25 protein-coding genes are annotated in these 26095 nt (G+C 68.4%); 14 read left to right on the top strand and 11 right to left on the bottom strand.

What is annotated here, in order from left to right:
• The first annotated feature begins 176 nt into the window (after positions 1-176).
• Entirely contained in the window at positions 177-671 is a 495-nt protein-coding gene (gene moaC, locus Q9R47_RS03425) for a cyclic pyranopterin monophosphate synthase MoaC (RefSeq protein WP_311231793.1), read from the top strand.
• Here moaC and Q9R47_RS03420 read toward each other — a convergent pair.
• From Q9R47_RS03420 to sucC, 7 genes are all read right to left on the bottom strand, one after another.
• Positions 649-2310, bottom strand: coding sequence for a Wzy polymerase domain-containing protein (locus Q9R47_RS03420; protein ID WP_311231792.1), 1662 nt, complete (start codon positions 2308-2310; stop codon positions 649-651). The two genes, moaC and Q9R47_RS03420, sit on opposite strands and share 23 nt — an antisense overlap.
• Before the next feature lie 42 nt (positions 2311-2352).
• Positions 2353-2817: a pilin gene (locus Q9R47_RS03415; protein WP_311231791.1), complete on the bottom strand. Its 465-nt coding sequence runs from the start codon at positions 2815-2817 to the stop codon at positions 2353-2355.
• Positions 2818-3023: 206 nt separating this feature from the next.
• On the bottom strand, positions 3024-3701 hold the full coding sequence (locus Q9R47_RS03410; protein ID WP_311231790.1) for an FHA domain-containing protein: 678 nt from the start codon (positions 3699-3701) through the stop codon (positions 3024-3026).
• A gap of 97 nt (positions 3702-3798) precedes the next feature.
• Positions 3799-4608, bottom strand: a complete 810-nt coding sequence (locus Q9R47_RS03405; protein ID WP_311231789.1) for a Stp1/IreP family PP2C-type Ser/Thr phosphatase — start codon at positions 4606-4608, stop codon at positions 3799-3801.
• 292 nt (positions 4609-4900) lie between these two features.
• A complete protein-coding gene (locus Q9R47_RS03400; protein WP_311231788.1) occupies positions 4901-5587 on the bottom strand; it encodes a TerC family protein in 687 nt (228 codons plus the stop codon).
• Positions 5588-5755: 168 nt separating this feature from the next.
• Positions 5756-6652: a succinate--CoA ligase subunit alpha gene (gene sucD / locus Q9R47_RS03395; protein ID WP_311231787.1), complete on the bottom strand. Its 897-nt coding sequence runs from the start codon at positions 6650-6652 to the stop codon at positions 5756-5758.
• Positions 6653-6667: 15 nt separating this feature from the next.
• Entirely contained in the window at positions 6668-7828 is a 1161-nt protein-coding gene (sucC, locus tag Q9R47_RS03390; protein WP_311231786.1) for an ADP-forming succinate--CoA ligase subunit beta, read from the bottom strand.
• 180 nt (positions 7829-8008) lie between these two features.
• On the opposite strand from sucC, the gene argC reads away from it, so the two are divergent.
• Positions 8009-8941: an N-acetyl-gamma-glutamyl-phosphate reductase gene (gene argC / locus Q9R47_RS03385; RefSeq protein WP_311231908.1), complete on the top strand. Its 933-nt coding sequence runs from the start codon at positions 8009-8011 to the stop codon at positions 8939-8941.
• A 22-nt stretch (positions 8942-8963) separates the two neighbouring features.
• Here the strand turns inward: argC and dprA are convergent, their stop codons facing one another.
• Positions 8964-10211, bottom strand: a complete 1248-nt coding sequence (gene dprA, locus Q9R47_RS03380; protein ID WP_311231785.1) for a DNA-processing protein DprA — start codon at positions 10209-10211, stop codon at positions 8964-8966.
• 49 nt (positions 10212-10260) lie between these two features.
• Positions 10261-11508, bottom strand: a complete 1248-nt coding sequence (locus tag Q9R47_RS03375) for a LysM domain-containing protein (RefSeq protein ID WP_311231784.1) — start codon at positions 11506-11508, stop codon at positions 10261-10263.
• Between the two features lie 181 nt (positions 11509-11689).
• Between Q9R47_RS03375 and def the strand changes: the two genes are divergently transcribed.
• The 10 genes from def (at position 11690) to Q9R47_RS03325 (ending at position 20352) form a co-directional block, all read left to right on the top strand.
• A complete protein-coding gene (gene def, locus Q9R47_RS03370) occupies positions 11690-12199 on the top strand; it encodes a peptide deformylase (RefSeq protein ID WP_311231783.1) in 510 nt (169 codons plus the stop codon).
• A complete protein-coding gene (locus tag Q9R47_RS03365; RefSeq protein ID WP_311231782.1) occupies positions 12196-12699 on the top strand; it encodes a hypothetical protein in 504 nt (167 codons plus the stop codon). Before def ends, Q9R47_RS03365 begins: the two co-directional genes overlap by 4 nt.
• 39 nt (positions 12700-12738) lie before the next feature.
• Positions 12739-13737, top strand: coding sequence for a methionyl-tRNA formyltransferase (gene fmt / locus Q9R47_RS03360; protein ID WP_311231781.1), 999 nt, complete (start codon positions 12739-12741; stop codon positions 13735-13737).
• A gap of 62 nt (positions 13738-13799) precedes the next feature.
• Entirely contained in the window at positions 13800-14600 is an 801-nt protein-coding gene (locus tag Q9R47_RS03355; protein WP_311231907.1) for an AzlC family ABC transporter permease, read from the top strand.
• A gap of 31 nt (positions 14601-14631) precedes the next feature.
• Positions 14632-14967, top strand: coding sequence for an AzlD domain-containing protein (locus tag Q9R47_RS03350; protein WP_311231780.1), 336 nt, complete (start codon positions 14632-14634; stop codon positions 14965-14967).
• Between the two features lie 159 nt (positions 14968-15126).
• Entirely contained in the window at positions 15127-16323 is a 1197-nt protein-coding gene (locus Q9R47_RS03345) for a phosphoglycerate kinase (protein WP_311231779.1), read from the top strand.
• Positions 16324-16358: 35 nt separating this feature from the next.
• Positions 16359-17183 carry an orotidine-5'-phosphate decarboxylase gene (gene pyrF / locus Q9R47_RS03340; protein WP_311231778.1) on the top strand — a complete coding sequence of 275 codons (825 nt, stop codon included), beginning with the start codon at positions 16359-16361 and terminating at the stop codon, positions 17181-17183.
• Positions 17184-17260: 77 nt separating this feature from the next.
• Positions 17261-18211: a LysR substrate-binding domain-containing protein gene (locus tag Q9R47_RS03335; RefSeq protein WP_311231777.1), complete on the top strand. Its 951-nt coding sequence runs from the start codon at positions 17261-17263 to the stop codon at positions 18209-18211.
• A 117-nt stretch (positions 18212-18328) separates the two neighbouring features.
• Complete coding sequence (locus Q9R47_RS03330; RefSeq protein WP_311231776.1) at positions 18329-19351, top strand: tripartite tricarboxylate transporter substrate-binding protein; 1023 nt, start codon at positions 18329-18331, stop codon at positions 19349-19351.
• Entirely contained in the window at positions 19351-20352 is a 1002-nt protein-coding gene (locus Q9R47_RS03325) for a succinylglutamate desuccinylase/aspartoacylase family protein (RefSeq protein ID WP_311231775.1), read from the top strand. Before Q9R47_RS03330 ends, Q9R47_RS03325 begins: the two co-directional genes overlap by 1 nt.
• Positions 20353-20367: 15 nt before the next feature.
• Here the strand turns inward: Q9R47_RS03325 and Q9R47_RS03320 are convergent, their stop codons facing one another.
• Both Q9R47_RS03320 and Q9R47_RS03315 read right to left on the bottom strand, forming a co-directional pair.
• Positions 20368-20703 carry an SMR family transporter gene (locus Q9R47_RS03320; protein WP_311231774.1) on the bottom strand — a complete coding sequence of 112 codons (336 nt, stop codon included), beginning with the start codon at positions 20701-20703 and terminating at the stop codon, positions 20368-20370.
• 28 nt (positions 20704-20731) lie between these two features.
• Positions 20732-21682, bottom strand: coding sequence for an EamA family transporter (locus Q9R47_RS03315; protein WP_311231773.1), 951 nt, complete (start codon positions 21680-21682; stop codon positions 20732-20734).
• Between the two features lie 349 nt (positions 21683-22031).
• On the opposite strand from Q9R47_RS03315, the gene Q9R47_RS03310 reads away from it, so the two are divergent.
• Entirely contained in the window at positions 22032-23990 is a 1959-nt protein-coding gene (locus Q9R47_RS03310; RefSeq protein WP_311231772.1) for a methyl-accepting chemotaxis protein, read from the top strand.
• A gap of 224 nt (positions 23991-24214) precedes the next feature.
• Positions 24215-26074 (top strand): DUF1800 family protein, encoded by a 1860-nt coding sequence (locus Q9R47_RS03305; RefSeq protein ID WP_311231771.1) that lies wholly within the window; start codon positions 24215-24217, stop codon positions 26072-26074.
• The last annotated feature ends 21 nt before the right edge of the window (positions 26075-26095 follow it).

The raw sequence follows: 26095 nt of genomic DNA, 5'->3' as shown, positions 1-26095 counted from the left end.
GAAGGCGCTACGGGCCGCAGTCAGACAGCAGAGTGCAGACGATGTAAGTGGCGTGGCTTTCCCCGTGGGAATGCCTGCGTGTACGGAGCGATGGAGTGCGCGCATGGACCGTATGATGCCCCGGGGCACCAAAGATGCCATCCCTCTTGACCTCCACTTTCTCAAAGGTTTTCCCCATGGCCACCCGTTCGTCCCAACTCACTCACTTCGATGCCGGCGGTCAGGCGCACATGGTGAACGTGGGCGACAAGCCCAATACGCGGCGTGTCGCCGTAGCCGGCGGGCGCATCGATATGCAGCCGGAGACGCTGGCGCTGATCGCCTCCGGTACGGCTGGCAAGGGGGACGTGTTGGGAATCGCACGCATCGCTGGCATCCAGGCGGCGAAGAAGACGAGTGATCTTATTCCTTTGTGTCACCCGTTGGCGTTGACGCGTGTGGCAGTGGATTTTGAATTGGACTCAGAGGCATCGTCCGTGCACTGTACTGTGACGGTAGAAACAATGGGGCCGACCGGAGTGGAGATGGAGGCGTTAACTGCGGTTCAGGTCTCGCTTTTAACAATTTACGACATGTGCAAGGCAGCCGATAAATCTATGACAATCAATCGAGTCAGACTCCAGAGCAAAACTGGCGGGAAATCTGACTTCACCTTCGATAAGGCAATTTGACGTTAGCAAGCTCGGGATATTTTTTCTCCATGCTACTCCAATTCACCCTAGCTTCCTCGCACATCGTCTCGCTTTGGGTCTGGCAAATTCGCTGCAAAGCACTTTCCGCGCTTTTATAGCCATTATTCAACCCAGCCGCCAAGGCATAACGAAACAGCACGGGCGGGTATCCATACCTCTCCGACACCTTCCTCATCCATTTTATATCTGATGCACTCATTTCAGGCGTGGCCTGGACTTGTGAAAACCGTAAAAAATTCTCCAACTGAGAGAGAAGCACAAGAGGTCTATCAGAATCTAATTTTGGCGGCGGTCCAATTTTTGCACTATCCAGCCGCAAATCTCTAAATCTATCTTCAGCATAGTAATAGTCCCTAAGAACAATACAAAAAAGAGCAACCCCTAGTGCGTAAACGAAAAATATCAATCGAGAAGATATCAGCGCACCCCAAAAATCACTACTCCGAGAAACCAATCCCAATAAGAAACCCATTGGAATCAAGACATAAGCGTACTCCAACGGAAATTCCAGCATCGAATGCAGGCCCACCATCAGAAACGAGGCCAATATTAAAAAATCACTTATTGAATCGGCCTGACGCCAAGAACTGAAGACCCAAATCCCAAGCGAAAAAATTATCACCAAACCTAGAGGAATTCCATTCCACAAAAATATATCGAGCAAAATATTATGACTATGCTCGATCAACTCGCCAGTAGCAGATCCCATATTAACGGTTTGAGCCAACGCCACAGCGGTCTGGTTCCATCCAAAGCCGACCAATGGGCTTAAAGAGATAGCTCTGACCGCATTTTCCCAGTGTATCCAGCGAACACCGGGTGATATATAGTCACGGGCAGCCCCATCACTCAGGAGCAAAAGCTTGTGGATCAAAGGTGCCGCATACAAGAACAAAATCAACGCCATCAAAGGGGCAAGAACCAAAGCCCACGATGCAGTTAATTTTTTGCAGGACTTCAATCCTGCAAGCAAAACCACCATTAGAGCAATCTGCAGCATTCCTGCTCTAGACTCACTCAACGCTAAGCAAAAAATCGAGAATAACAAAAATAGCAGAAAAGCAAATTCCCCTATAATCCCCTTCTCCCGCAATCCAAAAGAAATCACGAGGGCCACTCCCATCATTGTGGCAAACTGATTGGGTTGTGCAAAATTACCATATATTCTACCAGCCTTCACTGGCATTATAGATATATATTCACTCCCTATGCTTAACCACTGCCCCAATGCCACGCCGCCGGAAATCAACGCCATCACCACCAAAGAAACACTGATCGCAACAAAAGCTGAATTTTTGTCCGTCACGCGCGAACCAGCGTGAAAAGCCAATGCAAGTCCGGCCAAGTATCCAAAGGCAATAAATGCATCACCCTTAAAGTAAATTATTCCGAGGCAATATTGCGCCAAAGGCACGGCTGCAATCATCAGCAGAAAAATCACCTCCAACCTAATTCCAGGAGCAACACCTGCAACGCATATATAAATTATTATCGCTGCAAAAGCGATAGCATCGGAATGAAATGCCGTCCATGGCGGATAATGATCGGACGACGTCCAAGCCAATATTAGAAAAATACCAAATAGTATTAATCCAATTTTTTCTCTAGAAATGGTCATAAAAAAAGCGACCCGCAGGTCGCTCCTTTTGAAGTAGAGCTATCAGCCGCCGCGGCACGATCCGGGGCGATACTTAGCGTCGATGGAGCCGGCACAAACCCAGCGACCAATGGTGGTACCAGCGGTAGGAACAGTCGTCCCAGTGGCCCCAGCATAAGGAGTCAGAGTAATAGTATTGTTCGATCCCAATTGAGAAATATTCTGCATCGTTACAGTAACGACACCGTTACCATCAGTAGCCACGCTCGCCACATAACGGGAAGGCGCACTGCCAGAGGCAGACTCACAACCCCAAGCGTTGCCCGCCGGCAGAGACCCAGTGGACGATTGAACGACTTCCGTAATGGTGGTGCGGCAAGCGGATGCAGCGAGAATACCTTCCGACACCTTGGCGCGGACCGTGTAGTCCTGATAAGCCGGCAGGGCCACGGCAGCCAGAATACCGATGATCGCCACGACGATCATCAGTTCGATCAAGGTGAAACCTTGTTGAACAGCACGCTTCATAAATCTCTCCCGAAGGAACAAGTTGGAATGTCCACCTGCAAAAGGATTTCGCAGGCTCACCCCTTGTTAGCAGGTTGCGTGCCACGAAGCGCACGGCCAAAGTTCCGGCCTCGGGCGCTCATCCATAGGGTATAAGTGACATTCTTGTCACCCAAGCCTGTCAGCAAGCGTTGCAGTGACTACCCAACGTAACTGGACCCTGCCAGTCACTGCTGCCGGAACTCCATTTCCGTCCCCGCCAGTTCCAGGCGATCGCCGTCCTGCAGCAGCATCGGCTCGGCGCCGATGGGCTGGCCGTTGAGGCGGGGGCGGTCTGCGCCTTCCACATGGGAGAGGACGAAACCGTGGTGGCGCTTGGTGATCGAGGCGACCGCGACGCCGGGCTTGCCGATGGTGGTGACGACTTTGACCAGGGCCACTTCGCGGCCGGCGGCGGCGCCGGAAGCGACACGGATGGTCGCGTTCAGCGGCACGGCGGCAGGGGCGGAGCCGATGCCCGGCAGGGTGCCGAGGGGCGCAGGGCGGGACAGCGGCGCCGGGCGCGGGGGCTGCATGCCCGGGGTGAAGACCATGGTCTTCTCGTAGTTCTCGCCGGCTGCTTCGTGGATGAAGCGGATCTTGTACTTGCCCACCTCGACCAGATCGCCGTTGCGCAGGGCCTGGCGCTTGACGGGCTGGCCGTTCACATAGGTGCCGTTGGTGCTGCCGATGTCCTCGACCTCCACGGCATCACCCGCCATGTGCAATACCGCGTGCTCGCCGCTGACGGCGAGATTGTCGATGACGATGTCGTTGTAGGGCCGGCGCCCCAGCGTCGTGCGCTCCTTGGTGAGCGCCACTTCCTTGATGACCACTCCGTCGATCGACACGATCATTTTGGGCATGAGCCGTTCCTCGTCTGTCTGTCTATGCGTCTAAGCGTCTGTGCGTCTGTCTGCCGTCTGCACGCCCAGGGCGGCAAAGGCCGGCATGCCCGGGCTTTCAGGCGGAACCTAGCAACAATCGTGACACCAGCCCGCGCTTCTTCTCGGTGTCGCCCGCGCGCACCAGCAGCACGCTGATGTTGTCGCGCCCGCCATGCTGGTTGGCCGCGGCCACCATGCGCGTGGCCCGCTCCGCGAGCGGCTCGTGCAAAGCGGCCAGGGACTGCAGTTCGACGTCGTCCACCATGTCCGTCAGCCCGTCGGAGCACAGGATGAACAGGTCGTCGGGCTGCACCTGGAATTCGTTGACCTCCAGCGCGGCGGTGGGCTCCACGCCCATGGCCCGGGTGACGAGGTTGCGAAAGCCGGAGACGGCGGCCTCCTCGGGCGTGAGAAGGCCGGCATCGATCTGCTCCTGCAGCCAGGAGTGGTCGCGGGTGATCTGCTGGAGGGCGCCATCCCGCAGGCGGTAGCAGCGGGAATCGCCGATGTGGCCGAGCACGAGGCGGTCCTGCCGGAAGGCGGCGACCACGAGGGTCGTGCCCATGCCGGCGTACTGCGCGTTTGCGTGGGATGCTTCGTAGATGGCGCGGTTGGCGGAATCCACGCAGACTTCCATCGCGTGCCGCAGCTCGCCCGTGGGCGCGTCGCGCCCGTCGCCGTTCAGCCACTGCACGAGGCACTCGCGGATGCGTTCGGTGGCCATGCGGCTGGCGACTTCGCCGGCGTTGTAGCCGCCCATGCCGTCCGCGAGCACGGCGACCTGGGCCTGCACGTCGACGGCCACCGCATCTTCGTTGTTGGAGCGCACGCGCCCCTGGTCGGTGAGGGCGCAGAATTCGTACGCCAGGGACTCGGGCGCGCTCATGCCGTACCGGCCCCAGGCATGCGCGGCAGGCAGCCCCGGTCGCGCCGGCTGGCGGCGCGGTCGAGCGCCAGGGTCATGCGTGTCATTGCTGCGGCCATGTGAAATTCCCCATACCTTTTCCCTGTGCGTCTCGGAGGGCATCATAGACGAGGCATGGCGGTCGGAGCGTGACTCGCAGTACTTCCGCCGCCGGTCCGGTCCCCCGGCGCGGCAGCGGATGGGAGTCGGGCAGGCCGGCCCAGGCCCCGACCGGCCCCCAGGGGCCCGCCACTGCGGGCGCCAGGGGAAGGCGTCAGGCGGCAGCCCGGCGCTGCGACCGCATCTGCATCCACTTGCCTCCGCCCACCACGAGCAGCGCCCCCAGGGCGGCCGCCACGTAATGCAGCCACGGATGGGCGATCACGTAGCCGTGCAGTGCGACGTCGCTGACGATGGTCTCGCCGCCCACCCAGCCGATCAGGCCGGCGCCCAGCAGGACGATGACGGGAAAACGCTCCATCAGCTTGATCATGAGCGTGCTGCCGAAGATGACCAGCGGGATGCTGATGGCCAGGCCCAGGATGAGCAGCACCATGTTGCCATGGGCCGCGGCGGCGACGGCGATCACGTTGTCCAGGCTCATCACCAGGTCGGCGATGAGGATGGTGCGCACGGCGGCCATCAGGCCGCCGTTGGCCTTGGATTCGCCCTCTTCCTCGTCGCCTTCCGTCAGCAGCTGGAAGCCGATCCAGAGCAGCAGGCAGCCGCCGATGATCTGCAGGAAGGAGAGTTCGAGCAGCTTGGCGGCCACCACGGTGAGCACGATGCGCAGGAACACGGCGGCGCCGGAACCCCAGGCGATGGCCTTCTTCTGCTGGTGCGGGGGCAGCGAACGGGCTGCCAGGGCGATGACGACGGCGTTGTCGCCCGAGAGGATGATGTTGATCCAGACGATCTTCACCAGGCCGATCCAGAAGTCGGCGGTCTGCAGGAATTCCATGGCGGTTGCTCCACTGTTATGAATGCAAGAGGCGCCCGAAACCTGCGTTTCGGGCGCCTCTCTTTTTGGGAGCGCACAGTGTAGCGGGCAGGCCACGCACCGGAGTGCGTAGTTCTGCTTAGTGGCGCATGCCGTCCGCCGCCCTTCCGGGCAGCGGAACCGCGGCGGTCACTTCAGCTGGGCCTTGAGCAGCTTGCCGAGTTCGGACGGGTTGCGCGTGATGACGAAGCCGGACTCTTCCATGATGGCGAGCTTGGCATCGGCCGTGTCGGCGCCGCCGGAGATCAGCGCGCCGGCGTGGCCCATGCGCTTGCCGGGAGGGGCGGTGACGCCGGCGATGAAGCCGACGATCGGCTTCTTCATGTTGGCCTTGCACCACTGGGCGGCTTCGGCTTCGTCCGGGCCGCCGATTTCGCCGATCATGATGACGGCGTCGGTATCGGGATCGTCGTTGAAGGCCTTCATCACGTCGATGTGCTTGAGGCCGTTGATCGGGTCGCCGCCGATGCCCACGGCGCTCGACTGGCCCAGGCCGACTTCGGTCAGCATGGCCACGGCTTCATAGGTCAGCGTGCCGGAGCGCGAGACCACGCCGATGCGGCCCTTGCGGTGGATGTGGCCGGGCATGATGCCGATCTTGATCTCGTCGGGCGTGATCAGGCCGGGGCAGTTGGGGCCCAGCAGCAGGGTCTTCTTGCCGCCGGCGGCTTCCTTGGCCTTCATCTTGTTGCGCACTTCGAGCATGTCGCGCACGGGGATGCCTTCGGTGATGCAGATCGCCATGTCGAGGTCGGCCTCGACGGCTTCCCAGATCGCGGCGGCGGCGCCTGCGGGCGGCACGTAGATCACCGACACGGTGGCGCCGGTCTGCTGCGCGGCTTCCTTGACGCTGCCGTAGATCGGGATGTTGAAGATCGACTCGCCGGCCTTCTTCGGGTTCACGCCGGCCACGAAGCAGTTCTTGCCGTTCGCGTATTCCTGGCACTTCTCGGTGTGGAACTGGCCCGTCTTGCCCGTGATGCCTTGGGTGATGACCTTGGTGTCTTTGTTGATGTAGATCGACATGAGTGTTCTCCGGGCTTACTTGACGGCGGCAACGATCTTCGTCGCGGCTTCGGCCATGGTGTCTGCGGCGATGATGGGCAGGCCGGATTCGGCCAGCATCTTCTTGCCCAGCTCTTCGTTGGTGCCCTTCATGCGCACGACCAGCGGCACGTTCAGGTTCACGGCCTTGCAGGCGGTGATCACGCCGGTGGCGATGGTGTCGCACTTCATGATGCCGCCGAAGATGTTCACCAGGATGCCTTCGACCTTGGGGTTCTTCAGCATGATCTTGAAGGCTTCGGTGACCTTCTCGGGGGTGGCGCCGCCGCCCACGTCCAGGAAGTTGGCCGGCTCGCCGCCGAACAGCTTGATGGTGTCCATGGTGGCCATGGCCAGGCCCGCGCCGTTCACCAGGCAGCCGATGTTGCCGTCCAGGCTGATGTAGGCCAGGTCGAACTTGGAGGCTTCCACTTCGGCCGGGTCTTCTTCGTCCAGGTCGCGGTAGGCCACGATCTCGGGATGGCGGAACAGGGCGTTGGCGTCGAAGTTGAACTTCGCGTCCAGGGCCATCAGGTCACCCTTGGAGTCGCAGTTCAGCGGGTTGATCTCGACCAGCGACGCGTCGGTCTCCATGTAGCACTTGTAGATCTTCGCGAAGATGTCCACGGCCTGGTCGACGGAGGCGCCGGTCAGGCCGATGGCCGCAGCGACCTTCTTGCTCTGCTCGGGCGTGATGCCGGTCTGGGGGTCGATCATCTCGGTGATGATCTTCTCGGGCGTGGAGTGGGCCACTTCCTCGATGTCCATGCCGCCTTCGCTGGAAGCGATCAGGGCGACCTTCTGCGTGGCGCGGTCGGTGACCAGCGAGACGTAGAGTTCGTTCTTGATGTCGGCGCCGTCTTCGATGTAGAGGCGGCGGACCTTCTGGCCTTCGGGACCGGTCTGGTGCGTCTTGAGCTGCATGCCCAGGATGTCGCCGGCGAGCTTCTTCACGTCGTCGATGCTCTTGGCGACCTTCACGCCGCCGCCCTTGCCACGGCCACCGGCGTGGATCTGGGCCTTGACCACCCACACGGGACCGCCGAGCTTCTGGGCGGCTTCCACGGCTTCCTGCACCGTGAACGCGGGAATGCCGCGGGGAACGGGCACACCAAAATTGCGCAAGATTTCCTTGCCTTGGTATTCGTGAATCTTCATGAGGTCTCTCTCAGGGGAAGGATGGTGGTTACCCGTTTGCCATGACCGGATGTCTGGCCGCGGGTGGGTGACATGGCAGCCGGCGACTGTATCATGCTGCGACGCACCATCCCCTGCGGGAGTCACGTAGCCCTGCGCCGGCTTTCCGCGCCCCTCCCTCTTTCAGGAGTCTCCATGTCCATGGCCAAGATCTTCATCGACGGCGAAGCCGGCACCACGGGTCTGCAGATCCGCGAACGCCTGCAGGCGATGCCGCAGGTGGAACTCGTGAGCATCGCGCCGGAACTGCGCAAGGACGCTTCGGCCAAGCGCGACCTGATCGCCGGCGTGGACATGGTGGTGCTCTGCCTGCACGACGACGCGGCGCGCGAGACGGTGGCGCTGGTCGACGGCATCGAGGCGGCCACGGGCCGCACGATCAAGGTGATCGACGCCAGCACGGCGCACCGCACGGCGCCGGGCTGGGTGTTCGGCTTTCCCGAACTGGCCCCGGGCCAGCGCGCCGACGTGGCGGGCGCCACGCGCGTGGCGAACCCCGGCTGCTACGCCACCGGCGCCATCGCGCTGCTGCGCCCGCTGGTGGATGCCGGCCTGGTGCCCGCCGACCACCCCATCGCGCTGCCTTCGGTGAGCGGGTACACGGGCGGCGGCCGCACGATGATCGAAGCCTACGAGAAGGGCGAGGCCGCGCCGTTCGAGATGTACGGGCTGGGCCTGTCGCACAAGCACCTGCCCGAGATCATGAAGTACACGGGCCTCACGCGCCGGCCGATCTTCGTGCCGTCGGTGGGCAACTTCGCGCAGGGCATGCTGGTGCAGATGCCCCTGCACCTCGACCTGCTGCCGGGCGCGCCCAAGGGGGCCGACCTGCACGATGCCCTGGCCGCGCACTACGCGCGCAGCAACACGCCGGAGCAGTGGGTGCGCGTGCTGCCGCCCACCGAGGACGGCAAGCTCGATCCGCTGGCGCTCAACGACACCAACATGCTGGAGATCCGCGTGTTCGCGAACGAGACCCACCGCCATGCCGTGCTCGTCGCCCGCCTGGACAACCTCGGCAAGGGCGCGAGCGGCGCGGCCGTGCAGAACCTGCGGCTGATGCTGGACGTGTGAGCAGGCCGCCTCGGCAGCGCGCTCATCCCCGCGCCATGCGCTGGAAGAGCCCGCCGGGCAGCCGGGCCACGTGCCCGTCCAGCTCCAGCTCCAGCAGGGCCACCTGCAGCCGGGAGGCATCCAGGCCGGTGCGGGCCACCAGGGCGTCCAGGCCCACGGGGTCGAAACCCAGGGCCGACAGCAGCGCGGCGTGCCGGCCGGTATCGACGGCATCCAGCCCGGCATCGCCCTCGCTTGCGTCCTGCGCATCCTCTTCGCCGTGCATGGCCTGGCCACCCGTGGCAGGCACCGCCGCGGGCGCGGGCAAGCGCAATTCCTCCAGCACGTCCTGCGCGGACTCCACGAGCTTGGCCCCCTGCCGGATGAGCGCATGGCAGCCGCGCGACTGTGGCGCGTGGATGGAGCCGGGAATGGCGAACACCTCGCGCCCCTGCTCCGAGGCCATCCGGGCCGTGACGAGCGAGCCGGAGGCGAGCGCCGCCTCGACCACGAGCGTGCCCTGCGACAGCGCGGCGATGAGGCGGTTGCGCCGGGGGAAGTTGCCGGCCAGCGGCGGCGTGCCCAACGGGTATTCGCTGACGACCACGCCCTGCCGCGCGATACGGTGCGCCAGCGTGCGGTGCCGGGCCGGATAGACCCGGTCCAGCCCCGTGCCGACGACGGCGATCGTGCACGGAAGGGTTGCGGCACCGCTACCCGGCCCGGGGCCGGCCTCCAGCGCGCCCTCGTGGGCCGCGGCGTCGATGCCGAGCGCCAGCCCGGAGACGATGCACAGGCCGGCGCCGCGCAGCGCGCGCCCGAACTGCCGGGCGTTCTCCGCGCCCTGGGCCGTGGGATTGCGGCTGCCGACGATCGCCACGCAGCGCTCCATCGGCCAGTGCGACGGGCCGTCGCCATCCAGCCACCGCGCCGCGCCCGTCAGGTACAGCAGGAGCGGCGGGTCTTCGATCGTCAGCAGCGCGGGCGGGTAGGCCGCGTCGCCCAGCGTCACGATGCGCCGCACGGGCGGTTCGTTCTCCGGGGTGCCCTCCTCGGGCGCTGCGGCATGGAGCCATTGCCACGTGGCCTCTTCCAGCGCGGCGAGGCCGCCCGGAACGGCGCACAGCGCCTTCACCTGCGATGGCGTGGCGTGCGCGGCCAGGGCATCTTCCGGCTGCCGGAAGATCTGCTGCGGCAGGCCGAAGGCGGCCAGCAGCCGCCGCGCCGTGCCCGGGCCCACGCCAGGGGTGAGCGTGAGGCGCAGCCATGCGGAGAGTTCGTCGCGTTGCATGCGGCGAGCATAGCGGCGCGGCGCCACGGCCGCGTTACTTTGGCCGCGCCTACTGCGGGTTCACGAGGCGGTCGCCCACGCGCACGCCCTGCCGCACCTGCAGCAGCAGCACGTACGAGACGCGGTCGAACGTGCGGAACACCATGCCCGTGCCGTTGGCCTCGCTCGGGAGCTTGATGGTGCCGCGGTCCGGATCGGTCTTGTCGACGATGCGCTCGCCCTTGGTGAGCACGGTGAGCACGAGGCCGGGCTGCATGCCGTCGCGCGTGCCGCGGTTGATCGCCACCACCTGGTTCTGCGCCGCGTTCGCCACGGCCGCGCTGCCGTAGATGGAGACCACGCGCGCATCCACGGCGAACTGCGGCGCCTGGGGCGTATAGCTGGCGTAGCCGCGCTCGGGCGCGGGCAGCAGGCGGTCGCCGAAGCGGATCTCCTCCTTGGCGCGGGAGAGCTCGATGGTGGCGGGCACCACGTCCGTCGTCACGCCGTCGGGCGTGCGGGTCTCCGCTGTGGCCTCGCCGCGCAGCAGCTCGGCACGGCCGACGTACTGGGCCTCGTAGCCCAGGATCTCGCCGGATTCCGGATCCTTCATGGGAACGGCATTGCGGAAGACGCGGTAGAGCCGGGGCGTCGAGGGTTCCAGGAGCAGCGGCTGGCCGGCCGGACCGCGGGCATAGGCGCGATCGCCGTTCGCCATGAGCACGCGCTCGTCCACCGTGGCCACGATGCGCGGCGCCTGCGAGAAGGTCAGTTCGTCCACGACCAGCGGCTCGACCAGGAACGGCTCGATGAGGTGCGGCGGCAGCGTGGGCAGCGCGGTGCCGGCCAGGCTGTCGGTGCGCGTGCGCGGGGAAACGCGCACCGTCTCGGGATCGCCTCCGGTGCCGCCGCGCGCGGTGCGCAGCCGGGCGTAGCCGTCGATCTTCTCGAGATAGAGCGTCTGGCCGGGGAAGATGAGGTGCGGGTTGGGGATGGACTGCAGGTTCATGCCCCAGAGCTCGGGCCAGCGCCAGGGCCGCAGCAGGTACATGCCGGAGATGGCCCAGAGCGTGTCGCCGCGCTTGACGACGTAGGTGTCGGGCGCGCTGGGCGCCAGCTCGGCCAGCGGCACGCCGCGGGAGGCCACCTGCTGGGCCGTGGCGCGCTGGTCTGCCGTGATGGGATAGTTCTGCGCCTGCACCGCCATGGGGGCCAGCAGCGCCGCGGCGGCCAGCGCCAGGGCGCCCGGCAGGGCAGTGCCCGGGCGGGCAGATGGCTTCATGGTCTCGATCCCGTCGTTGCTCTTGTCAGCACACATCGCAAAGCGCCCCTCACTGGCAGCGGGCCGTCTTGCTGGTGACAAAACTTGCCGGCCGATACGTTACAAATCTCTGCGGATTCTGGCCCCAAGCCCTGGATCGGGCAATGATTATTGCCCCGGCCCGCGACGCCGCCGCACGAAAGTGGCGAAAATAGCGACATCTCCGCCCGTCTCTCCCATGGCCCTCCTTCCCATCCTCTGCTATCCCGATCCCCGCCTGCACAAGGTGGCCCAGCCCGTCGCGGCGGTGGACGACCGCGTGCGCGCGCTGCTGGACGACATGTTCGAGACCATGTATGACGCGCAGGGCATCGGCCTGGCGGCCACGCAGGTGGACGTGCACGAGCGGATCATCACCATGGACGTGTCCGAAGACCGCGACACCCCGGTGGTGCTCATCAATCCCGAGATCCTCTGGGCGAGCGAGGACAAGCAGGTCGGCGAGGAAGGCTGCCTGTCGGTGCCCGGCATCTACGACGGCGTCGAGCGCTCCACCGCCGTGCGCGTGCGCGCCCTGGACGCCCAGGGCCAGTCGCGGGAGATCGAGGCCGAGGGCCTGATGGCGATCTGCATCCAGCACGAGATGGACCATCTGCTGGGCAAGGTGTTCGTCGAATACCTCTCGCCCCTGAAGCGCAACCGCATCAAGACGAAGCTGGTCAAGCAGCAGCAGAGGGCGCGGGCATGACCGGACGCGCGGCCACGCTCTGGCGCCGCGTCGCGGTGGCGTGCCTGGCCGTGCTGCTGGTGGCCTGCGCGTCGCCCGATTTCCTGCGGCCGGGTGCGCCGCGGGACGCGGTGCTGCGCGAGCTGGGCCCACCCTACTTCTCCTCGGCGCTGCCCGGCGGCGGCGAGCGCATGGTCTACACGACCCAGCCCATGGGGCGGCAGGTCTACCACCTCGATTTCGATGCGCAGGGCCGCCTCGTGCGGCGCGACCAGGTCCTCAACTTCCAGAACCTCGCGGGCATTCCGGCCGGCACGCCGGTAGAGGACGTCCGGCGCTTCTTCGGCCCGCCGATGCGCGTGGAGCAGGTGGCGCGCTTCGATGGCGACATCTGGACCTACCGGTTCCTCGACGACATGAACACGCGCCGCTTCGGGCACGTGCACATCGACCGCCACGGCGTGGTCCGCAAGGTGATGTTCACCGACGAGCCCGATCCGCGCGACCCGTTCCATTTCTGACCGTTCGGCGCCCCTGCGGGAGCGCCCCCTTCCGCCGCCATGAAGATCATTTTCGCGGGCACGCCCGACTTCGCGCGGGTGGCCCTGGAGCGCCTGCTCGCCGCAGGCATCCGCGTCCCCCTCGTCCTCACTCAGCCCGACCGCCCCGCCGGCCGGGGCATGAAGCTGCAGGCGTCCCCCGTCAAGCAGTGCGCCCTCGCGCACGGCATCGCGGTGGCGCAGCCGCGCGGCCTGCGGCTGGACGGCAAATACGCCGAGGATGCCGCGGCCGCGCGCGCCGCGCTGGAAGCGGCCGGAGCCGATGCGATGGTGGTCGCGGCCTACGGGCTCATCCTGCCGCAGTGGGTGCTGGACCTGCCGCGCCTGGGCTGCCTGAACATCCACGCGAGCCTGCTGCCGCGCTGGCGCGGCGCCGCGCCCATCCACCGCGCCATCGAGGCCGGCGATGCCGAGACCGGCGTGACCATCATGCAGATGGACGCGGGCCTGGACACGGGCGCGATGCTGCTCACGGAGAAAACGCCCATCGCTCCCGCGGACACCACGGCCACGCTGCACGACCGGCTGGCCGACCTGGGCGGCCGGATGATCGTCGAGGCGCTGGAACTGGCGGCCTGCGGCGGCCTCGCCGCCACGCCCCAGCCCGCCGAAGGCGTGACCTACGCGCACAAGATCGACAAGGCCGAGAGCGCGATCGACTGGCGGCTGCCGGCCGAGGCCATCGGACGGCGCGTGCGCGCCTTCGATCCGTTCCCGGGCGCCTCGACTTCGTGCGGGGCCGAAACCATCAAGGTCTGGGCCTGCGAGCCCCTGCCGCAGCGGCCTGCTGCGGCCGCGAAGCCCGGCGAGATCCTGCAGGTCGATGGCGGCGGCGTGGACGTGGCCTGCGGTGACGCGGACGGAGCGGCCGAAGCGGCCGGCGTGCTGCGCCTCACGGTGCTGCAGCGCGCGGGCGGCAAGCGCCTGCCGGTGGGCGACTTCCTGCGCGGCCATCCGCTCGCGCCGGGCATGGTGCTCGGCGGCGGAGCGGGCGCATGAGCGTGCCCGGCGACCTGTCCGCCCAGGCGCCGGAGGGGCCCGTACCGCAGTCGGTGGGCGAGATGGTGCGGCATCCGTACTTCCGCACCGGCATGACCGACATGATCGGCACCAGCGTGGGCATCGGCGCCTGGGGGCTCGTGACCGGCGTGGCGATGGTCAAGAGCGGCATGCCCGCGGGCCTGGCGATCTTCATGTCGCTCATGGTGTATGCGGGCAGCGCGCAGCTCACCGTGCTGCCGCTGCTCGCGGCCGGCGCGCCGCTCTGGGTGATGTGGCTCGCCGCGTGCTGCGTGAACCTGCGCTTCGTGATCTTCAGCAGCATGTGGCGCAGCTATTTCGCGTGGCTGCCGCGCCGCCAGCGGCTCGCGGTGGGGTACTTCAGCGGCGACGTGATCTTCGTCGCGTTCATGAAGCGCTTCCCCCGGCCCGCGCCGCAGGCCGAGCAGGTGCCGTACTTCTGGGGGGCGGCGGTGCTCAACTGGTGCTCCTGGCAGATTCCGTCGATCGCCGGCATCCTGCTCGCGAACGTGGTGCCGCTGTCGTGGGGCCTGGGCTTCGCGGGCGTGCTCGCGCTGCTGGGCGTGCTGCTGTCGATGCTGTTCGACCGCGCCACCTGGATCGCCACGGGCGTGGCGATGACCGCGGCGATCGCGGCGTTCTCGCTGCCGCTCAAGCTCAACATCCTGGTGGCGATCGCCGCCGCCGTGGCCGCGGGTCTGCTGATCGAGGCGGTGGACCGCCACCTGCGCCGCCGGCCCGAGGTGCGCTTGGTGCCCGCGCACGGCAAGCTGAGGCCCGACGAGAAAAAGCATGTGGAGGACGGCGACGTGGTGCCGCTGCGCGAGGAGGAACATCCATGACGGACAGCAGTTGCAGGGGCGGGGAGGCGGCATGGGCGCATCGGTGACCGAAACCGTGATCGCGATCGTCGGGCTGGGGGTGATCACGCTGGTCACGCGCGCGTTCTTCATGATTCCCGAGAACGAAGTGCCGATGCCCTCGTGGCTCAAGCGCGGCCTGAAATACGCCCCGCTCGCGGCCCTGGCGGCCGTGCTCGCGCCGGAGCTCTTCATGGCGGGCGGCGAATTCATCGATACGCTGAAGGATGCGCGCCTGCCGGCGCTGGTCTGCGCCGCGAGCTACTACTTCTGGCGCCGGGGCATCCTGGGCACGATCTGCGTGGGCATGGCGGTCTACCTGCCGCTGCACATCGGGCTGGGCTGGTAGCGCGGCGCACAGCGAGCGCGCACCGGCCGCCTGTAGCCCGCCGCCTACGGCAGTGCCGGCGGTGCGGCGCCTACAATCGCCCGCAGTTTTTTTCCGCGACCGTCCGGGTGCGCCGCCTTCCGCGGCCGCCGGGCTTTTCCACATCCTCCTGTCTCCCCCATGCAAATCCTCCGCTTCTCCGACCTCTGCGCCCAGGGCCAGGCCCGTGGCCAGCGCGTGTTCATCCGCGCCGATCTGAACGTGCCCCAGGACGACGACGGCCGCATCACCGAAGACACGCGCATCCGCGCCTCGGTGCCGTGCATCCGGATGGCGCTGGACGCGGGCGCCGCGGTGATGGTGACGAGCCACCTGGGCCGCCCCACGGAAGGCACGCTCACGCCCGCCGACTCGCTCGCGCCCGTGGCTGCGCGTCTGGCCGAACTGCTCGGCTGCGACGTGCCGCTGGTGGCCGACTGGGTGGACGGCGTGCAGGTGCAGCCCGGCCAGGTCGTGCTGCTGGAGAACTGCCGCGTGAACGTGGGCGAGAAGAAGAACCAGCCGGAACTGGCGCAGAAGATGGCCAAGCTCTGCGACATCTACGTGAACGACGCCTTCGGCACCGCGCACCGCGCCGAGGGCACGACCTACGGCATCGCCGAATACGCGAAGGTGGCCTGCGCCGGCCCGCTGCTGTCGGCCGAGATCGACGCCATCAGCAAGGCGCTGGCCCAGCCGGCCCGCCCGCTGGCCGCGATCGTGGCGGGCAGCAAGGTGTCCACCAAGCTGACCATCCTCAAGAGCCTGGCCGACAAGGTGGACCAGCTCATCGTGGGCGGCGGCATCGCCAACACCTTCATGCTGGCCGCCGGCCTGCCGATCGGCAAGAGCCTGGCCGAAGCCGACCTCGTGGGCGAGGCGAAGGCCGTGATCGAGGCCATGAAGGCGCGCGGCGCCGAAGTGCCGATCCCCACCGACGTGGTGGTGGCCAAGACCTTCGCGGCGGACGCCCCCGCCACGGTGAAGGCCGCGGCCGACGTGGCCGAGGACGACCTGATCCTGGACATCGGTCCCGAGACGGCGAAGCGCCTGGCCGCGCAACTGCAGTCCGCCGGCACCATCGTCTGGAACGGCCCGGTGGGCGTGTTCGAATTCGACGCGTTCTCGCACGGCACGGAAACCATCGCGCGCGCGATCGCGCAGAGCGCTGCGTTCAGCATCGCGGGCGGCGGCGACACGCTGGCCGCCATCGCCAAGTACGGCATCGAGAAGGACGTGGGCTACATCTCCACCGGCGGCGGTGCCTTCCTGGAAGTGCTGGAAGGCAAGGAACTGCCGGCCTTCGAGATCCTGCAGAAGCGCGCCCGCGCCGCGTGAGCGGCCCGATCCCTCCGACCCGACGATTGCCGGCCATGACCTTCCTCGAACAATTGCGGGACGCGACCGCGCGCAACGACTCCCTGCTCTGCGTGGGCCTGGACCCCGAACCCGCGCGCTTTCCCGCCGGCCTGCGCGGCGACGCCGGCCGGATCTACGACTTCTGCGCGGCGATCGTCGATGCCACGGCCGACCTCGCCTGTGCCTTCAAGCCGCAGATCGCGTACTTCGCCGCGCACCGCGCGGAAGAGCAGCTCGAACGCCTGGTGCGGCACATGCGCGCCACGGCGCCGCACGTGCCGGTGATCCTGGACGCCAAGCGCGGCGACATCGGCTCCACCGCCCAGCAGTACGCGATCGAGGCCTTCGAGCGCTACGGCGCCGACGCGGTGACGCTCTCGCCCTTCATGGGCTTCGACTCGATCGAGCCCTATCTGGCCTACCACGGCAAGGGTGCCTTCCTGCTGTGCCGCACCTCCAACCCGGGCGGCGACGACCTGCAGAGCCAGCGCCTGGCGAGCGTGGACGGACAGCCGCTGCTGTTCGAGCACGTCGCGCGCCAGGCCCAGGGCCCCTGGAACCGCAACGGCCAGCTCGGCCTCGTGGTGGGCGCCACCTACCCGGCCGAGATCGAACGCGTGCGCGCCCTCGCCCCCACGCTGCCTCTGCTCATTCCGGGCGTGGGCGCCCAGGGCGGCGATGCCGCCGCCACGGTGCGCGCCGGCCTGCGGCCGGACGGCCCGATCGTGGTGAACTCCTCGCGCGCCATCCTGTACGCGAGCGCGGACGACGGCTTCGCCGCAGCGGCCCGGCAGGCGGCGCTGGCCACGCGCGCTGCGCTGAACGCGGCGCGGGGCTGATACCCGGCAGCGCGCACACTGCAGGCCGCAACGGCCGGACGATCCACCGCTGCCGCCCACACGCACCAGACCGCGCCATGCAGCTCAAATGGGTGGAAGACTTCATCGCCTTGGCACGCGAGCGCAGCTTCACGCGCGCGGCCGAGTCGCGGCACGTCACGCATCCGGCATTCGGCCGGCGCATCCGGGCGCTCGAAGCCTGGGCGGGCACGGCGCTGGTGGAGCGCGGCGGCGCGGAAGGCGAGCCGGCGCCCGGTGCCGATGGCAGTGCCCGCGGCGCTGCCGGCGGCCCGGTGCGGCTGACCGCGGCAGGCACGGCGTTTCTCGCGACGGCGGAGCAACTGGCGCGGGAGCTGGCGCAGTCGCAGGACGAGCTGCGCGCCATCGCCGGGCGGCAGGCGCGGTCGGTGACCCTCGCCACGGGCCGCACGCTGGCGCGCACGGTGCTGGCGGATGCGCTGCCGCGCATGCGCGCGACGCTGCGGACCGCGGAGCTGCACGTAGTCACCAACGGGCTGGCGCAGACCGTGGCGATGCTGGAGCGCGGCGAGGCCGACCTCTGGCTCGGCTACCACCATGCGGCGCTGGAGGTGCGGCTGGATGGCCGGGCCTATGCCCACGCCACCCTCGCTTCGGACCGGCTGGTGCCGGTGTCGCGGGCGAACGCGCAGGGCGCCCCGCAACACGCGCTGTCGCCCACCGGCCCGGCCGTTCCCTACCTCGCGTACGCGGACACGCTGGCGCTGGGGCGGCTGGTGGAAGACCTGCTCGCGCGGCATCCGCTGGCGCCGCGGCTGCGCCGCATCATCGAATGCGATTCGGCCGATGCGCAGTACGAGTACGTGCACCGCGGCCTGGGCGTGGCGTGGCTGCCGTGGTCGATGGTGCGCCCGGATTGCCAGAGCGGCCGGCTGGCCCCCGCGGGCGACCGGCGGCTGGAGCTGCGGTTCGACGTGCGCCTGGTGCGCCCCAAGCGCCGGCTCACGGAGGCCGCCGAGGCCGTGTGGCAGGCGCTGTCGCGCAGCTGAGCACCCGCAATCTCCGCGTGCCAAAACAGCACCACTGCGTGCCGTTTTGGCACGGCCTGCCGGCAGGGGCATCCCACAATCGGGCCCACCCCATTCCACCGCCCACGGAGACCTTTCATGCCATTGTTCCGCCACCACCGTGCGCCCGAGCGCGCCGGTTCGTCCCGTCGCGGCGCGCTCGCCCTGCTTGCGCCGCTCGCCCTGGCCGCTGCCTTCGCCGGTCCCCAGGCCGCATTCGCGCAGGATGCCTGGCCCTCCAAGCCGATCACGCTGGTCGTGGGCTATCCGCCCGGCGGCAGCACCGACCTGACGGCCCGCACCCTGGCACCGGAGCTCTCCACGCGCCTGGGCGTGCCGGTGGTGATCGAGAACCTGGGCGGCGCTGGCGGCGCGATCGGCGCACAGAAGGTGGCCAGCAGCGCAGCGGACGGCTACACGCTGCTGCTGGGCGCGAGCAACGAGATCGCGATCAACCGGCTCGTCACGAAGAAGGTCAAGTACGACGTGAAGGATTTCACGGCGCTGTCGCTCATCGCGTCGCAGCCGCTGGTGCTGGTGGCCTCCACCGGCTCGGGCGTGAAGACCGCCGCCGAGTTCGTGCAGCGCGTGCGATCGCAGCCGGGCAAGACCAGCTACGGCAGCTCGGGCGTGGGCACGTCGCTCCACCTGGCCGGCGAGATGGTCAAGGAGCAGGGCCAGCTCTTCATGACGCACATCCCCTACCGCGGCGTGGCGCCGCTCACCAACGACCTGCTGGGCAACAACATCGAGTTCGGCGTGTTCGTGCTATCCAGCGGCCTGCCGCACATCCGCAGCGGCAAGGTGGTGGCTCTGGGCACGACCGAGGCCCGCCGCTCGGCGATCACGCCCGACATTCCGGCCCTGGCCGAGCTGCCGCAGTTCAAGAACGTGGACATCAACGTGTGGTTCGCGCTGATGGGCCCCGCCAACCTGCCGCGCCCGGTGGCCGACAAGCTGCGCAAGGTGACGCGCGAAGCCCTGCAGGCGCCGGAGTTCCGCAAGAAGCTGGAAGCCAGCGGATCGGTCGTGGCCTCGCCCTCCGTGGATCTCGACGCCTACCTGGCCTCCGAAGTGGCCAAGTACCGCAAGATCGTCCAGTTCGCCAAGATCGAGGAGTGATGCCCATGGCTTCCGATACCACTGATTCCTCCCTGCGCTTCGAGCTGCCGAAACCCGACCTCGGCGCATGGCGCGCCGGCAACACCGGCACCGAAGGCGTCTGGCGCTTCGACTCGGGCCGGCCCGGCCGCCACGTACTGATCACCGCCCTGGTGCACGGCAACGAGCTGTGCGGCGCCTGGGCGCTGTGCGATCTGCTGGACGCCGGCCTCCGGCCGCAGGCGGGCAGCCTGACCCTGGCCTTCTGCAACCTGGCCGCCTTCGACCGCTTCGATCCGCAGGACCACGACGCCTCGCGCTTCGTGGACCAGGACATGAACCGCCAATGGAGCGACGACCGGCTGGATGCCGCGGACACGCAGGAACGCCGCCGCGCGGCCGCGCTGCGCCCCTTCGTGCGCGAAGCCGACTGGCTGCTCGACCTGCACTCGATGCACGAGCCCGGCGCGCCGCTGCTGCTCACCGGCACGCATGCGCGCAACCAGGCCCTGGCACGGCGCATGGGCGCGCCCGAATACGTGGTGGCCGACGCCGGCCACCAGGACGGCGTGCGCATGCGCGACTACGGCCGCTTCGGCCACGCGGATGCCGGCGAGGCGGGCGAGAACGGCACGCGATCGCTGCTGATCGAATGCGGCTTCCACGGCGATCCGGCGAGCCGCACCGTGGCCCGCGACCAGTGCGCGCGCTTTCTTGAAGCCGCGGGCACGCTGGATGCCGCCGCGCTGGCGCAGGCCCTGCCCGGCTGGCGCCAGCCCGATGCGCCGCGGCAATGGGTGCTGGAGGTGACGGGCCCGGTCGTCGCGCGCAGCAGCGGCTTCCGCTTCGTGCGCCCGGTGACGGCACTGGAAGTGATTCCCCAGGCGGGCACGGTGATCGGCGACAACGACGGCGAACCCGTCGCCACGCCCTACGACGATTGCGTGCTGGTGATGCCCTCCACGCGCCAGGCGCGCACGGGCGTCACGGTCGTGCGGTTCGCGCGGCGGCGCCCGCTGTAGCGGCAGGGGCGGGCCTCAGTGGCCCGCCGTCTTCGAGAACAGGTTGATCACGAGCACGCCCGCCAGGATCAACCCCATGCCCGCCAGTGCCGGGCCGTCGAGCCGCTGGCCATAGACGAGCCAGCCGATGGTCGACACCAGCACGATGCCGATGCCGGACCAGATCGCATAGGCGATGCCGGTGGGAATCGCCTGCAGGGTGAGCGAGAGGAAATAGAACGACACGCCGTAGCCGGCCAGGGTGACCAGGCTCGGCACGGGCCGGGTGAAGCCTTCGGAGGCTTTGAGGAACGATGTGGCGAGGACTTCGGCGCCGATCGCGACCGCGAGGTAGAGGTGGTGGATGCCCATGGCCCGATTGGACCACCGGGCGCACCGTTCAGCGCCGGTGCGCCGCGGCCCAGCGCGGCCCCAGCACCACGCAGGCCAGCGCCGCCACCACCGCGGCGATGCCTGCCCACTGCCAGGCCGATACGCGCTCGCCGAGCACCAGCATGCCGGCCGACAGGCCCACCACCGGCACGGCCAGGCTGAAGGGCGCCACGCGGTTGGCCGGATAGCGCGTGAGCAGCCCCGTCCAGAGCCCGTAGCCGAGGATGGTGGCCGCCCAGCCGAGGTACGCCACCGATCCCCAGGCCAGCCCGGGCAATGCCGTCCACGCGTCGGCCCGCAGCCAGCGCGCGGCATCGTCGTCGAAGGCCATGGAGAGCGCGACGAAGGGCAGCACCGGCACCAGGCTGCTCCAGGCCACGAAGGACAGCGGCCGGTAGCCGGGCGACTCCTGCTGGGCCATGCGCGCGACGATGTTGGACGCGGCCCAGGACGCCGCGCCGCAGAGCGCGAGCCCCACGCCGGCGAGCGTCACCTCATCCGATGCGCTGCCGGGCGCGACGAAATGCAGGCCGAAGCAGACCAGGCCCAGGGCCGCCAGCCCCAGGCCGACCACCAGCGGTCGGCCCGGACGCTCGTGCAGCAGCAGATAGGCCCAGAACGCGGTGAAGAACACCTGCGTCTGCAGCAGCACGCTCGCCAGGGCCGCGGTGAGCCCCACGCGCAGCGCGAGGAACACCATGCCGAACTGCCCTACGCCCTGGAAGAGCCCGTAGAGCACCACCCAGCGCCAGCGCACGGCAGGCGGCCGCAGGAAGAAGACGAGCGGCAGCGCGGCGAAGACATACCGCATCGCGCCGAGCTGGAAGGGCGTGAAAAAGCGCAGCCCCCATTTCATCGCCACGAAATTCACGCCCCACAGCACGACCACGGCGAGCGCGGCCAGGAGGTCGCGCGGGGCCAGCGGCACGGCGGCCTGCCCCTGCGCTGCGGCGCTCATCGCACGCTCCCGCGCAGGGCGATGCCACCCGCCTGGCTTGCGCAGGAGCAGGCGGGGCCTGGCGGGACGGGGTGGGGCGTGGAGAGCAAGGGCATGGAACGGGGGCGCAGTGCGGCGCTGCAACGCGGCCGTGGTGCCGCCGGGGGCGGCAGGCATCCATTACGGCACGCGCTGCCGGCGGGTTGAGGGGGATTCGTGCGGCAAGCCGCATGCCCATTATGAAGATGGATCGCACTTGATGTTGGTCAAGTCTTCCGCGTGTCGGCACACCTCTTGCGTCCCTGCTGACCCACAATCGTTTGCGCAGGGCCCGCGCACGCCCTTTTCCCCATCCCAACCGGCCCCCACCATGTCTCCGCTGCACCGCCTGAGCCTGCTCCACAAATTCCTCATCCTGGGGGTGATCGCTCTGCTCATGGGCGCCCTGCCCACGGTCCTGTATGTGCGCGGGTCGCTGCAGGACATCGGGGCCGCCCAGCGCGAGAGCCGGGGCGCAGCGCCGCTCATCGCGGTGAACCGGGTGGTGCAGCAGCTGCAGGTGCACCGCGGCCTGTCGGCGGCCATGCTGGGCGGTGACGAGGCGCTGGCCGCGCGGCGCCCTGCCGCGCGCGACGCGCTCAACCAGGCATTCGCGGAGGCGGGCAAGGCGTTCGCGGAAGCCGGCGTGCCGGAGACCCAGGTGCGCGCCTGGGCGCAGGCCGAGCAGACCTGGCGCGCGCTGGAGCAGGCCGTGGGCACGCGCGCGCTGCAGCCGCCGCAGAGCCTCGCGCAGCATACGCAGCTCGTGGCGGTGCTGATGCAGATCGGCGAAGAGCTGCTGCACCACTATGGATTCCAGACCGATCCGGACACCGCCACACAGGACCTGATCCAGGCCGCCGCCGTGAACGCTCCCATGCTCGGCGAGAAGCTCGGCCTGCTGCGCGGGCAGGGCGCGGGCTACCTCGCGCGCCAGGCCCTGCCGCCGGAGGGCAAAGGCGCACTGCAGGCCCTGCAGCAGCGGGTGGGCGAGCTGGAAGCCGACACGTTCCGCAATTTCGAGCGCGCACTGGCCGACGGATCACTGCGCCAGGCCCTGGCCGGCCCGGTGCAGGACGTGCGCCAGCGCGTGGCGGCATCGCGCCAACTGGTGGACCGCAGCCTGCTGTCGGCCACGGACATCACCACGCCCGCCAAGGATTACTTCGACCAGCTGACCGGCACGCTGGAGGCGCTGAACCGGCTCAACACCACGGCCATGGCCAGCCTGGACGCGGCACTGCGCGAGCGCGTGGCGGCCGACCAGCGCACGCTGGCGATCGCCCTGGTCGCGCTGCTGCTGGCACTGGCCGTGGGCGCGGGCCTGGGCGTGGTGTTCATGCGCTCGATCACGCAGCCGCTCGCGCAGGCCGTGCAGCTGGCGAGCGCCGTGGCGGACGGCGACCTGGGCGGCAGCGACGTGCCGCACGGCACGAACGAGGTGGGGCGCCTCATCGCGGCCCAGCAGCAGATGCGCGCCCGCCTCAAGCCCATGGTGGCGCAAGTGCGCGGCGGCGCCGAGGGCGTGGCCACGGCCAGCGCGCAGATCGCACAGGGCAACATGGACCTGTCGGCGCGCACCGAGAGCCAGGCCAGCGCGCTGGAGCAGACCGCCGCGTCCATGGAAGAGATGACGGCCACGGTGCGGCAGAACGCCGACAACGCGCGCCAGGCCAACCAGCTCGCCATGAACGCCAGCCTCGTGGCCGCGCAGGGCGGCGAGGTGGTGACGCAGGTGGTGCAGACGATGCAGGGCATCCGTACCTCGTCCGGACGGATCGCCGACATCACCGGCGTGATCGACTCCATCGCCTTCCAGACCAACATCCTGGCGCTGAACGCGGCCGTGGAAGCGGCGCGCGCGGGCGAGCAGGGTCGGGGCTTCGCCGTGGTGGCCGGTGAGGTGCGCGCGCTGGCGGGCCGCAGCGCCGAAGCCGCCCGCGAGATCAAGGCGCTCATCACCGACAGCGTGCAGCGCGTGCAGCAGGGCGGCGAACTCGCAGACCAGGCGGGCTCGACCATGGCCGAGGTGGTGCAGGCGATCCAGCGCGTGACGGGCATCATGGCCGAGATCAGCGAGGCGAGCCAGGAGCAGAGCCAGGGCGTGGCGCAGGTGGGCGAGGCCGTGACGCAGATGGACCAGGCCACGCAGCAGAACGCGGCCCTCGTCGAGGAAATGGCCGCGGCGGCGAACAGCCTGCGCGCGCAGGCCGACGAACTGGTACAGGCGGCGGGGGCCTTCCGGCTCGGCGGCGGCGAGGGCCCGGCATCCAGCCCGGCGCGAAGCTGACCGGCACCTGACTTTTCACGGGAGATGCCGCTGTCCGGGGAGGTTTTCAGTGCCGTTGATTCCGCCATGCAACATAGGGCGACATGGTAACAATTAGTCACCATTTTTCCGCGTATCCGCCTGCATGCTGACAACCTGCAGCACTTTTCTGCGTTAGGCACGTTTCCCGGCGCAGGTGCGTTGCCACCCGTGTCCGAGTCTCCCGCCCCTACGGAAGCTGATCCATGCACCCCACTCCCACGGCACCCGCCGAGGTGGCCGAGCGCCCGCCTGAAACGGTCCTTCCCCCCGCCATGGCGGCCACGCCGGTGCCGTCTCCGGCCGTGCCGGCCCTGGCCAGCCTGGCGGCAGCGGGCATCCTCGCGGCCTGCGGCGGCGGCAGCGGCGGCGATCCGGCCGGCGCACCGGGCGGCGGAGCCACCGAGGCCGGAGGCAGCGGTCCAGCGGCGGCGTCCGCCCCCACCGCCGAAGAGGCCGCGCGCTTCCTGCTGCAGGCGCAATTCTCCGCCTCCGACGAAGAGATCGCCGCAGTGCGCACCCAGGGCTATGCCGCCTGGCTGGCCCGGCAGTTCGCCCAGCCCGTCGACACCACGGGCACCGAGTGGCTCATGCAGCGCGGCTACGGCGTGGCGAACGCGGACACTCGCTACCACAACGCCTCGTACCCGGCCGACTACATGCTGTGGGCGCAGCTCTTCACCGAGCGCGACGCCGTGCGCAAGCGCGTGGCGCTGGCGCTCTCGGAGATCATGGTCGTCTCCACCACCGGGCTGAACCAGACCTGGCCCGCGTTCCTCGCCGCCGGCTACTGGGACGTGCTGAACCAGCATGCGCTCGGCAATTTCCGTGCGCTGCTGGAAGCGGTGACGCTCAACCCCGGCATGGGCGTGTACCTCAACGTCCTGGGCAGCCAGAAGGAAGATGCGCGCACCGGCCGGCAGCCCGACGAGAACTATGCGCGCGAGGTGATGCAGCTCTTCACCCTGGGCCTGTACCGGCTGAACGCCGACGGCACCGAGCAGCGCGACGCGAACGGCAACCGCATCGAGACCTACGGCCCCTCCGACGTGAGCAACCTCGCGCGGGTGTTCACCGGCTACGACTACGACCGCAGCCAGAACCAGTCCTTCACCGTGGGCACCAGCACCGTGCCGGGCCCGCAGCAGGCCCGGCTGCCGATGGTGCTCACGGCCAGCCGGCATTCCACGCTGGCCGCGACCTTCCTGGGTACTACCGTCGCGGCCGGTGCCGCCGGCGACGCCGCCCTGAAGACCGCGCTCGATACGCTCTTCCGCCACCCCAACGTGGCGCCCTTCATCAGCCGCCAGCTCATCCAGCGCCTGGTGACGAGCAACCCCAGCCCCGCCTACGTGGCGCGGGTGGCCGCCGCCTTCGCGGACAACGGAAGCGGCGTGCGCGGCGACCTGCGCGCCGTGGTCGCGGCCATCCTGCTGGATACGGAAGCGCGCAGCGCCGCGGGCCTCTCCAGCCCCGCGTTCGGCCGGCTGCGCGAGCCCATGGTGCGCTTCGTGCAGTGGGGCCGCACTTTCGGCCTGCGCTCGGCCCGGGGCAGCTGGAAGCTCGGCGACCTGAGCGATCCCGCCACGCGGCTGGGGCAGAGCCCGCTGCGATCGCCCTCGGTGTTCAATTTCTTCCGCCCCGGCTACGTGCCGCCCTCCACGGCCCTCGCATCCGCCGGACAGGTGGCGCCGGAGTTCCAGATCGTCACCGAATCCAGCGTGGGCGGCTACCTGAACTTCATGCAGAACGCGATCCGCAACGGGCTGTACGTGAACGCGCCGGACGTGCCGCAGAACAGCGCCAGCAACGCCGCCAATGGCTTCGACATCACCTGCGACTACGCCGCCCTGCTGCCGCTGGTGACCGACCCCGCGGCGCTGGTGCGCAAGGCGGCGCTGCTGCTGTCGGCCGGCCAGGTGCCGGACGCCACGCAGGCGCGCATCGCCCAGGCGCTGGCGGCCACGCCGGTCACGGCCACGAGCAGCGCCGCGGCGCAGCTCAACCGCGTCGCGGCCGCCGTGCTCCTGGTCATGGCCTGCCCGGCCTACCTCGTGCAGAAATGAAATGAACGGCCCGCGCCGTCC

It is taken from the genome of Acidovorax sp. PRC11, assembly GCF_031844105.1.
In the GTDB taxonomy this organism is placed as follows: domain Bacteria; phylum Pseudomonadota; class Gammaproteobacteria; order Burkholderiales; family Burkholderiaceae_C; genus Paracidovorax.
This window is presented reverse-complemented; position numbering and strand designations above follow the sequence as displayed.

Bases quoted from the DNA above. Each gene is read 5' to 3' on its own strand.
- sucD (WP_311231787.1), bottom strand. From the start codon at position 6,652: ATGTCGATCTACATCAACAAAGACACCAAGGTCATCACCCAAGGCATC.
- Q9R47_RS03325 (WP_311231775.1), top strand. From the start codon at position 19,351: ATGCCCATGGCTTCCGATACCACTGATTCCTCCCTGCGCTTCGAGCTG.
- Q9R47_RS03345 (WP_311231779.1), top strand. From the start codon at position 15,127: ATGCAAATCCTCCGCTTCTCCGACCTCTGCGCCCAGGGCCAGGCCCGT.
- sucC (WP_311231786.1), bottom strand. From the start codon at position 7,828: ATGAAGATTCACGAATACCAAGGCAAGGAAATCTTGCGCAATTTTGGT.
- Q9R47_RS03305 (WP_311231771.1), top strand. From the start codon at position 24,215: ATGCACCCCACTCCCACGGCACCCGCCGAGGTGGCCGAGCGCCCGCCT.
- fmt (WP_311231781.1), top strand. From the start codon at position 12,739: ATGAAGATCATTTTCGCGGGCACGCCCGACTTCGCGCGGGTGGCCCTG.
- Q9R47_RS03400 (WP_311231788.1), bottom strand. From the start codon at position 5,587: ATGGAATTCCTGCAGACCGCCGACTTCTGGATCGGCCTGGTGAAGATC.
- Q9R47_RS03320 (WP_311231774.1), bottom strand. From the start codon at position 20,703: ATGGGCATCCACCACCTCTACCTCGCGGTCGCGATCGGCGCCGAAGTC.
- dprA (WP_311231785.1), bottom strand. From the start codon at position 10,211: ATGCAACGCGACGAACTCTCCGCATGGCTGCGCCTCACGCTCACCCCT.
- def (WP_311231783.1), top strand. From the start codon at position 11,690: ATGGCCCTCCTTCCCATCCTCTGCTATCCCGATCCCCGCCTGCACAAG.
- Q9R47_RS03415 (WP_311231791.1), bottom strand. From the start codon at position 2,817: ATGAAGCGTGCTGTTCAACAAGGTTTCACCTTGATCGAACTGATGATC.
- pyrF (WP_311231778.1), top strand. From the start codon at position 16,359: ATGACCTTCCTCGAACAATTGCGGGACGCGACCGCGCGCAACGACTCC.
- Q9R47_RS03355 (WP_311231907.1), top strand. From the start codon at position 13,800: ATGGTGCGGCATCCGTACTTCCGCACCGGCATGACCGACATGATCGGC.
- Q9R47_RS03410 (WP_311231790.1), bottom strand. From the start codon at position 3,701: ATGCCCAAAATGATCGTGTCGATCGACGGAGTGGTCATCAAGGAAGTG.
- Q9R47_RS03350 (WP_311231780.1), top strand. From the start codon at position 14,632: ATGGGCGCATCGGTGACCGAAACCGTGATCGCGATCGTCGGGCTGGGG.
- Q9R47_RS03420 (WP_311231792.1), bottom strand. From the start codon at position 2,310: ATGACCATTTCTAGAGAAAAAATTGGATTAATACTATTTGGTATTTTT.
- argC (WP_311231908.1), top strand. From the start codon at position 8,009: ATGGCCAAGATCTTCATCGACGGCGAAGCCGGCACCACGGGTCTGCAG.
- Q9R47_RS03375 (WP_311231784.1), bottom strand. From the start codon at position 11,508: ATGTGTGCTGACAAGAGCAACGACGGGATCGAGACCATGAAGCCATCT.
- Q9R47_RS03365 (WP_311231782.1), top strand. From the start codon at position 12,196: ATGACCGGACGCGCGGCCACGCTCTGGCGCCGCGTCGCGGTGGCGTGC.
- Q9R47_RS03310 (WP_311231772.1), top strand. From the start codon at position 22,032: ATGTCTCCGCTGCACCGCCTGAGCCTGCTCCACAAATTCCTCATCCTG.
- Q9R47_RS03315 (WP_311231773.1), bottom strand. From the start codon at position 21,682: ATGAGCGCCGCAGCGCAGGGGCAGGCCGCCGTGCCGCTGGCCCCGCGC.
- Q9R47_RS03330 (WP_311231776.1), top strand. From the start codon at position 18,329: ATGCCATTGTTCCGCCACCACCGTGCGCCCGAGCGCGCCGGTTCGTCC.
- moaC (WP_311231793.1), top strand. From the start codon at position 177: ATGGCCACCCGTTCGTCCCAACTCACTCACTTCGATGCCGGCGGTCAG.
- Q9R47_RS03405 (WP_311231789.1), bottom strand. From the start codon at position 4,608: ATGAGCGCGCCCGAGTCCCTGGCGTACGAATTCTGCGCCCTCACCGAC.
- Q9R47_RS03335 (WP_311231777.1), top strand. From the start codon at position 17,261: ATGCAGCTCAAATGGGTGGAAGACTTCATCGCCTTGGCACGCGAGCGC.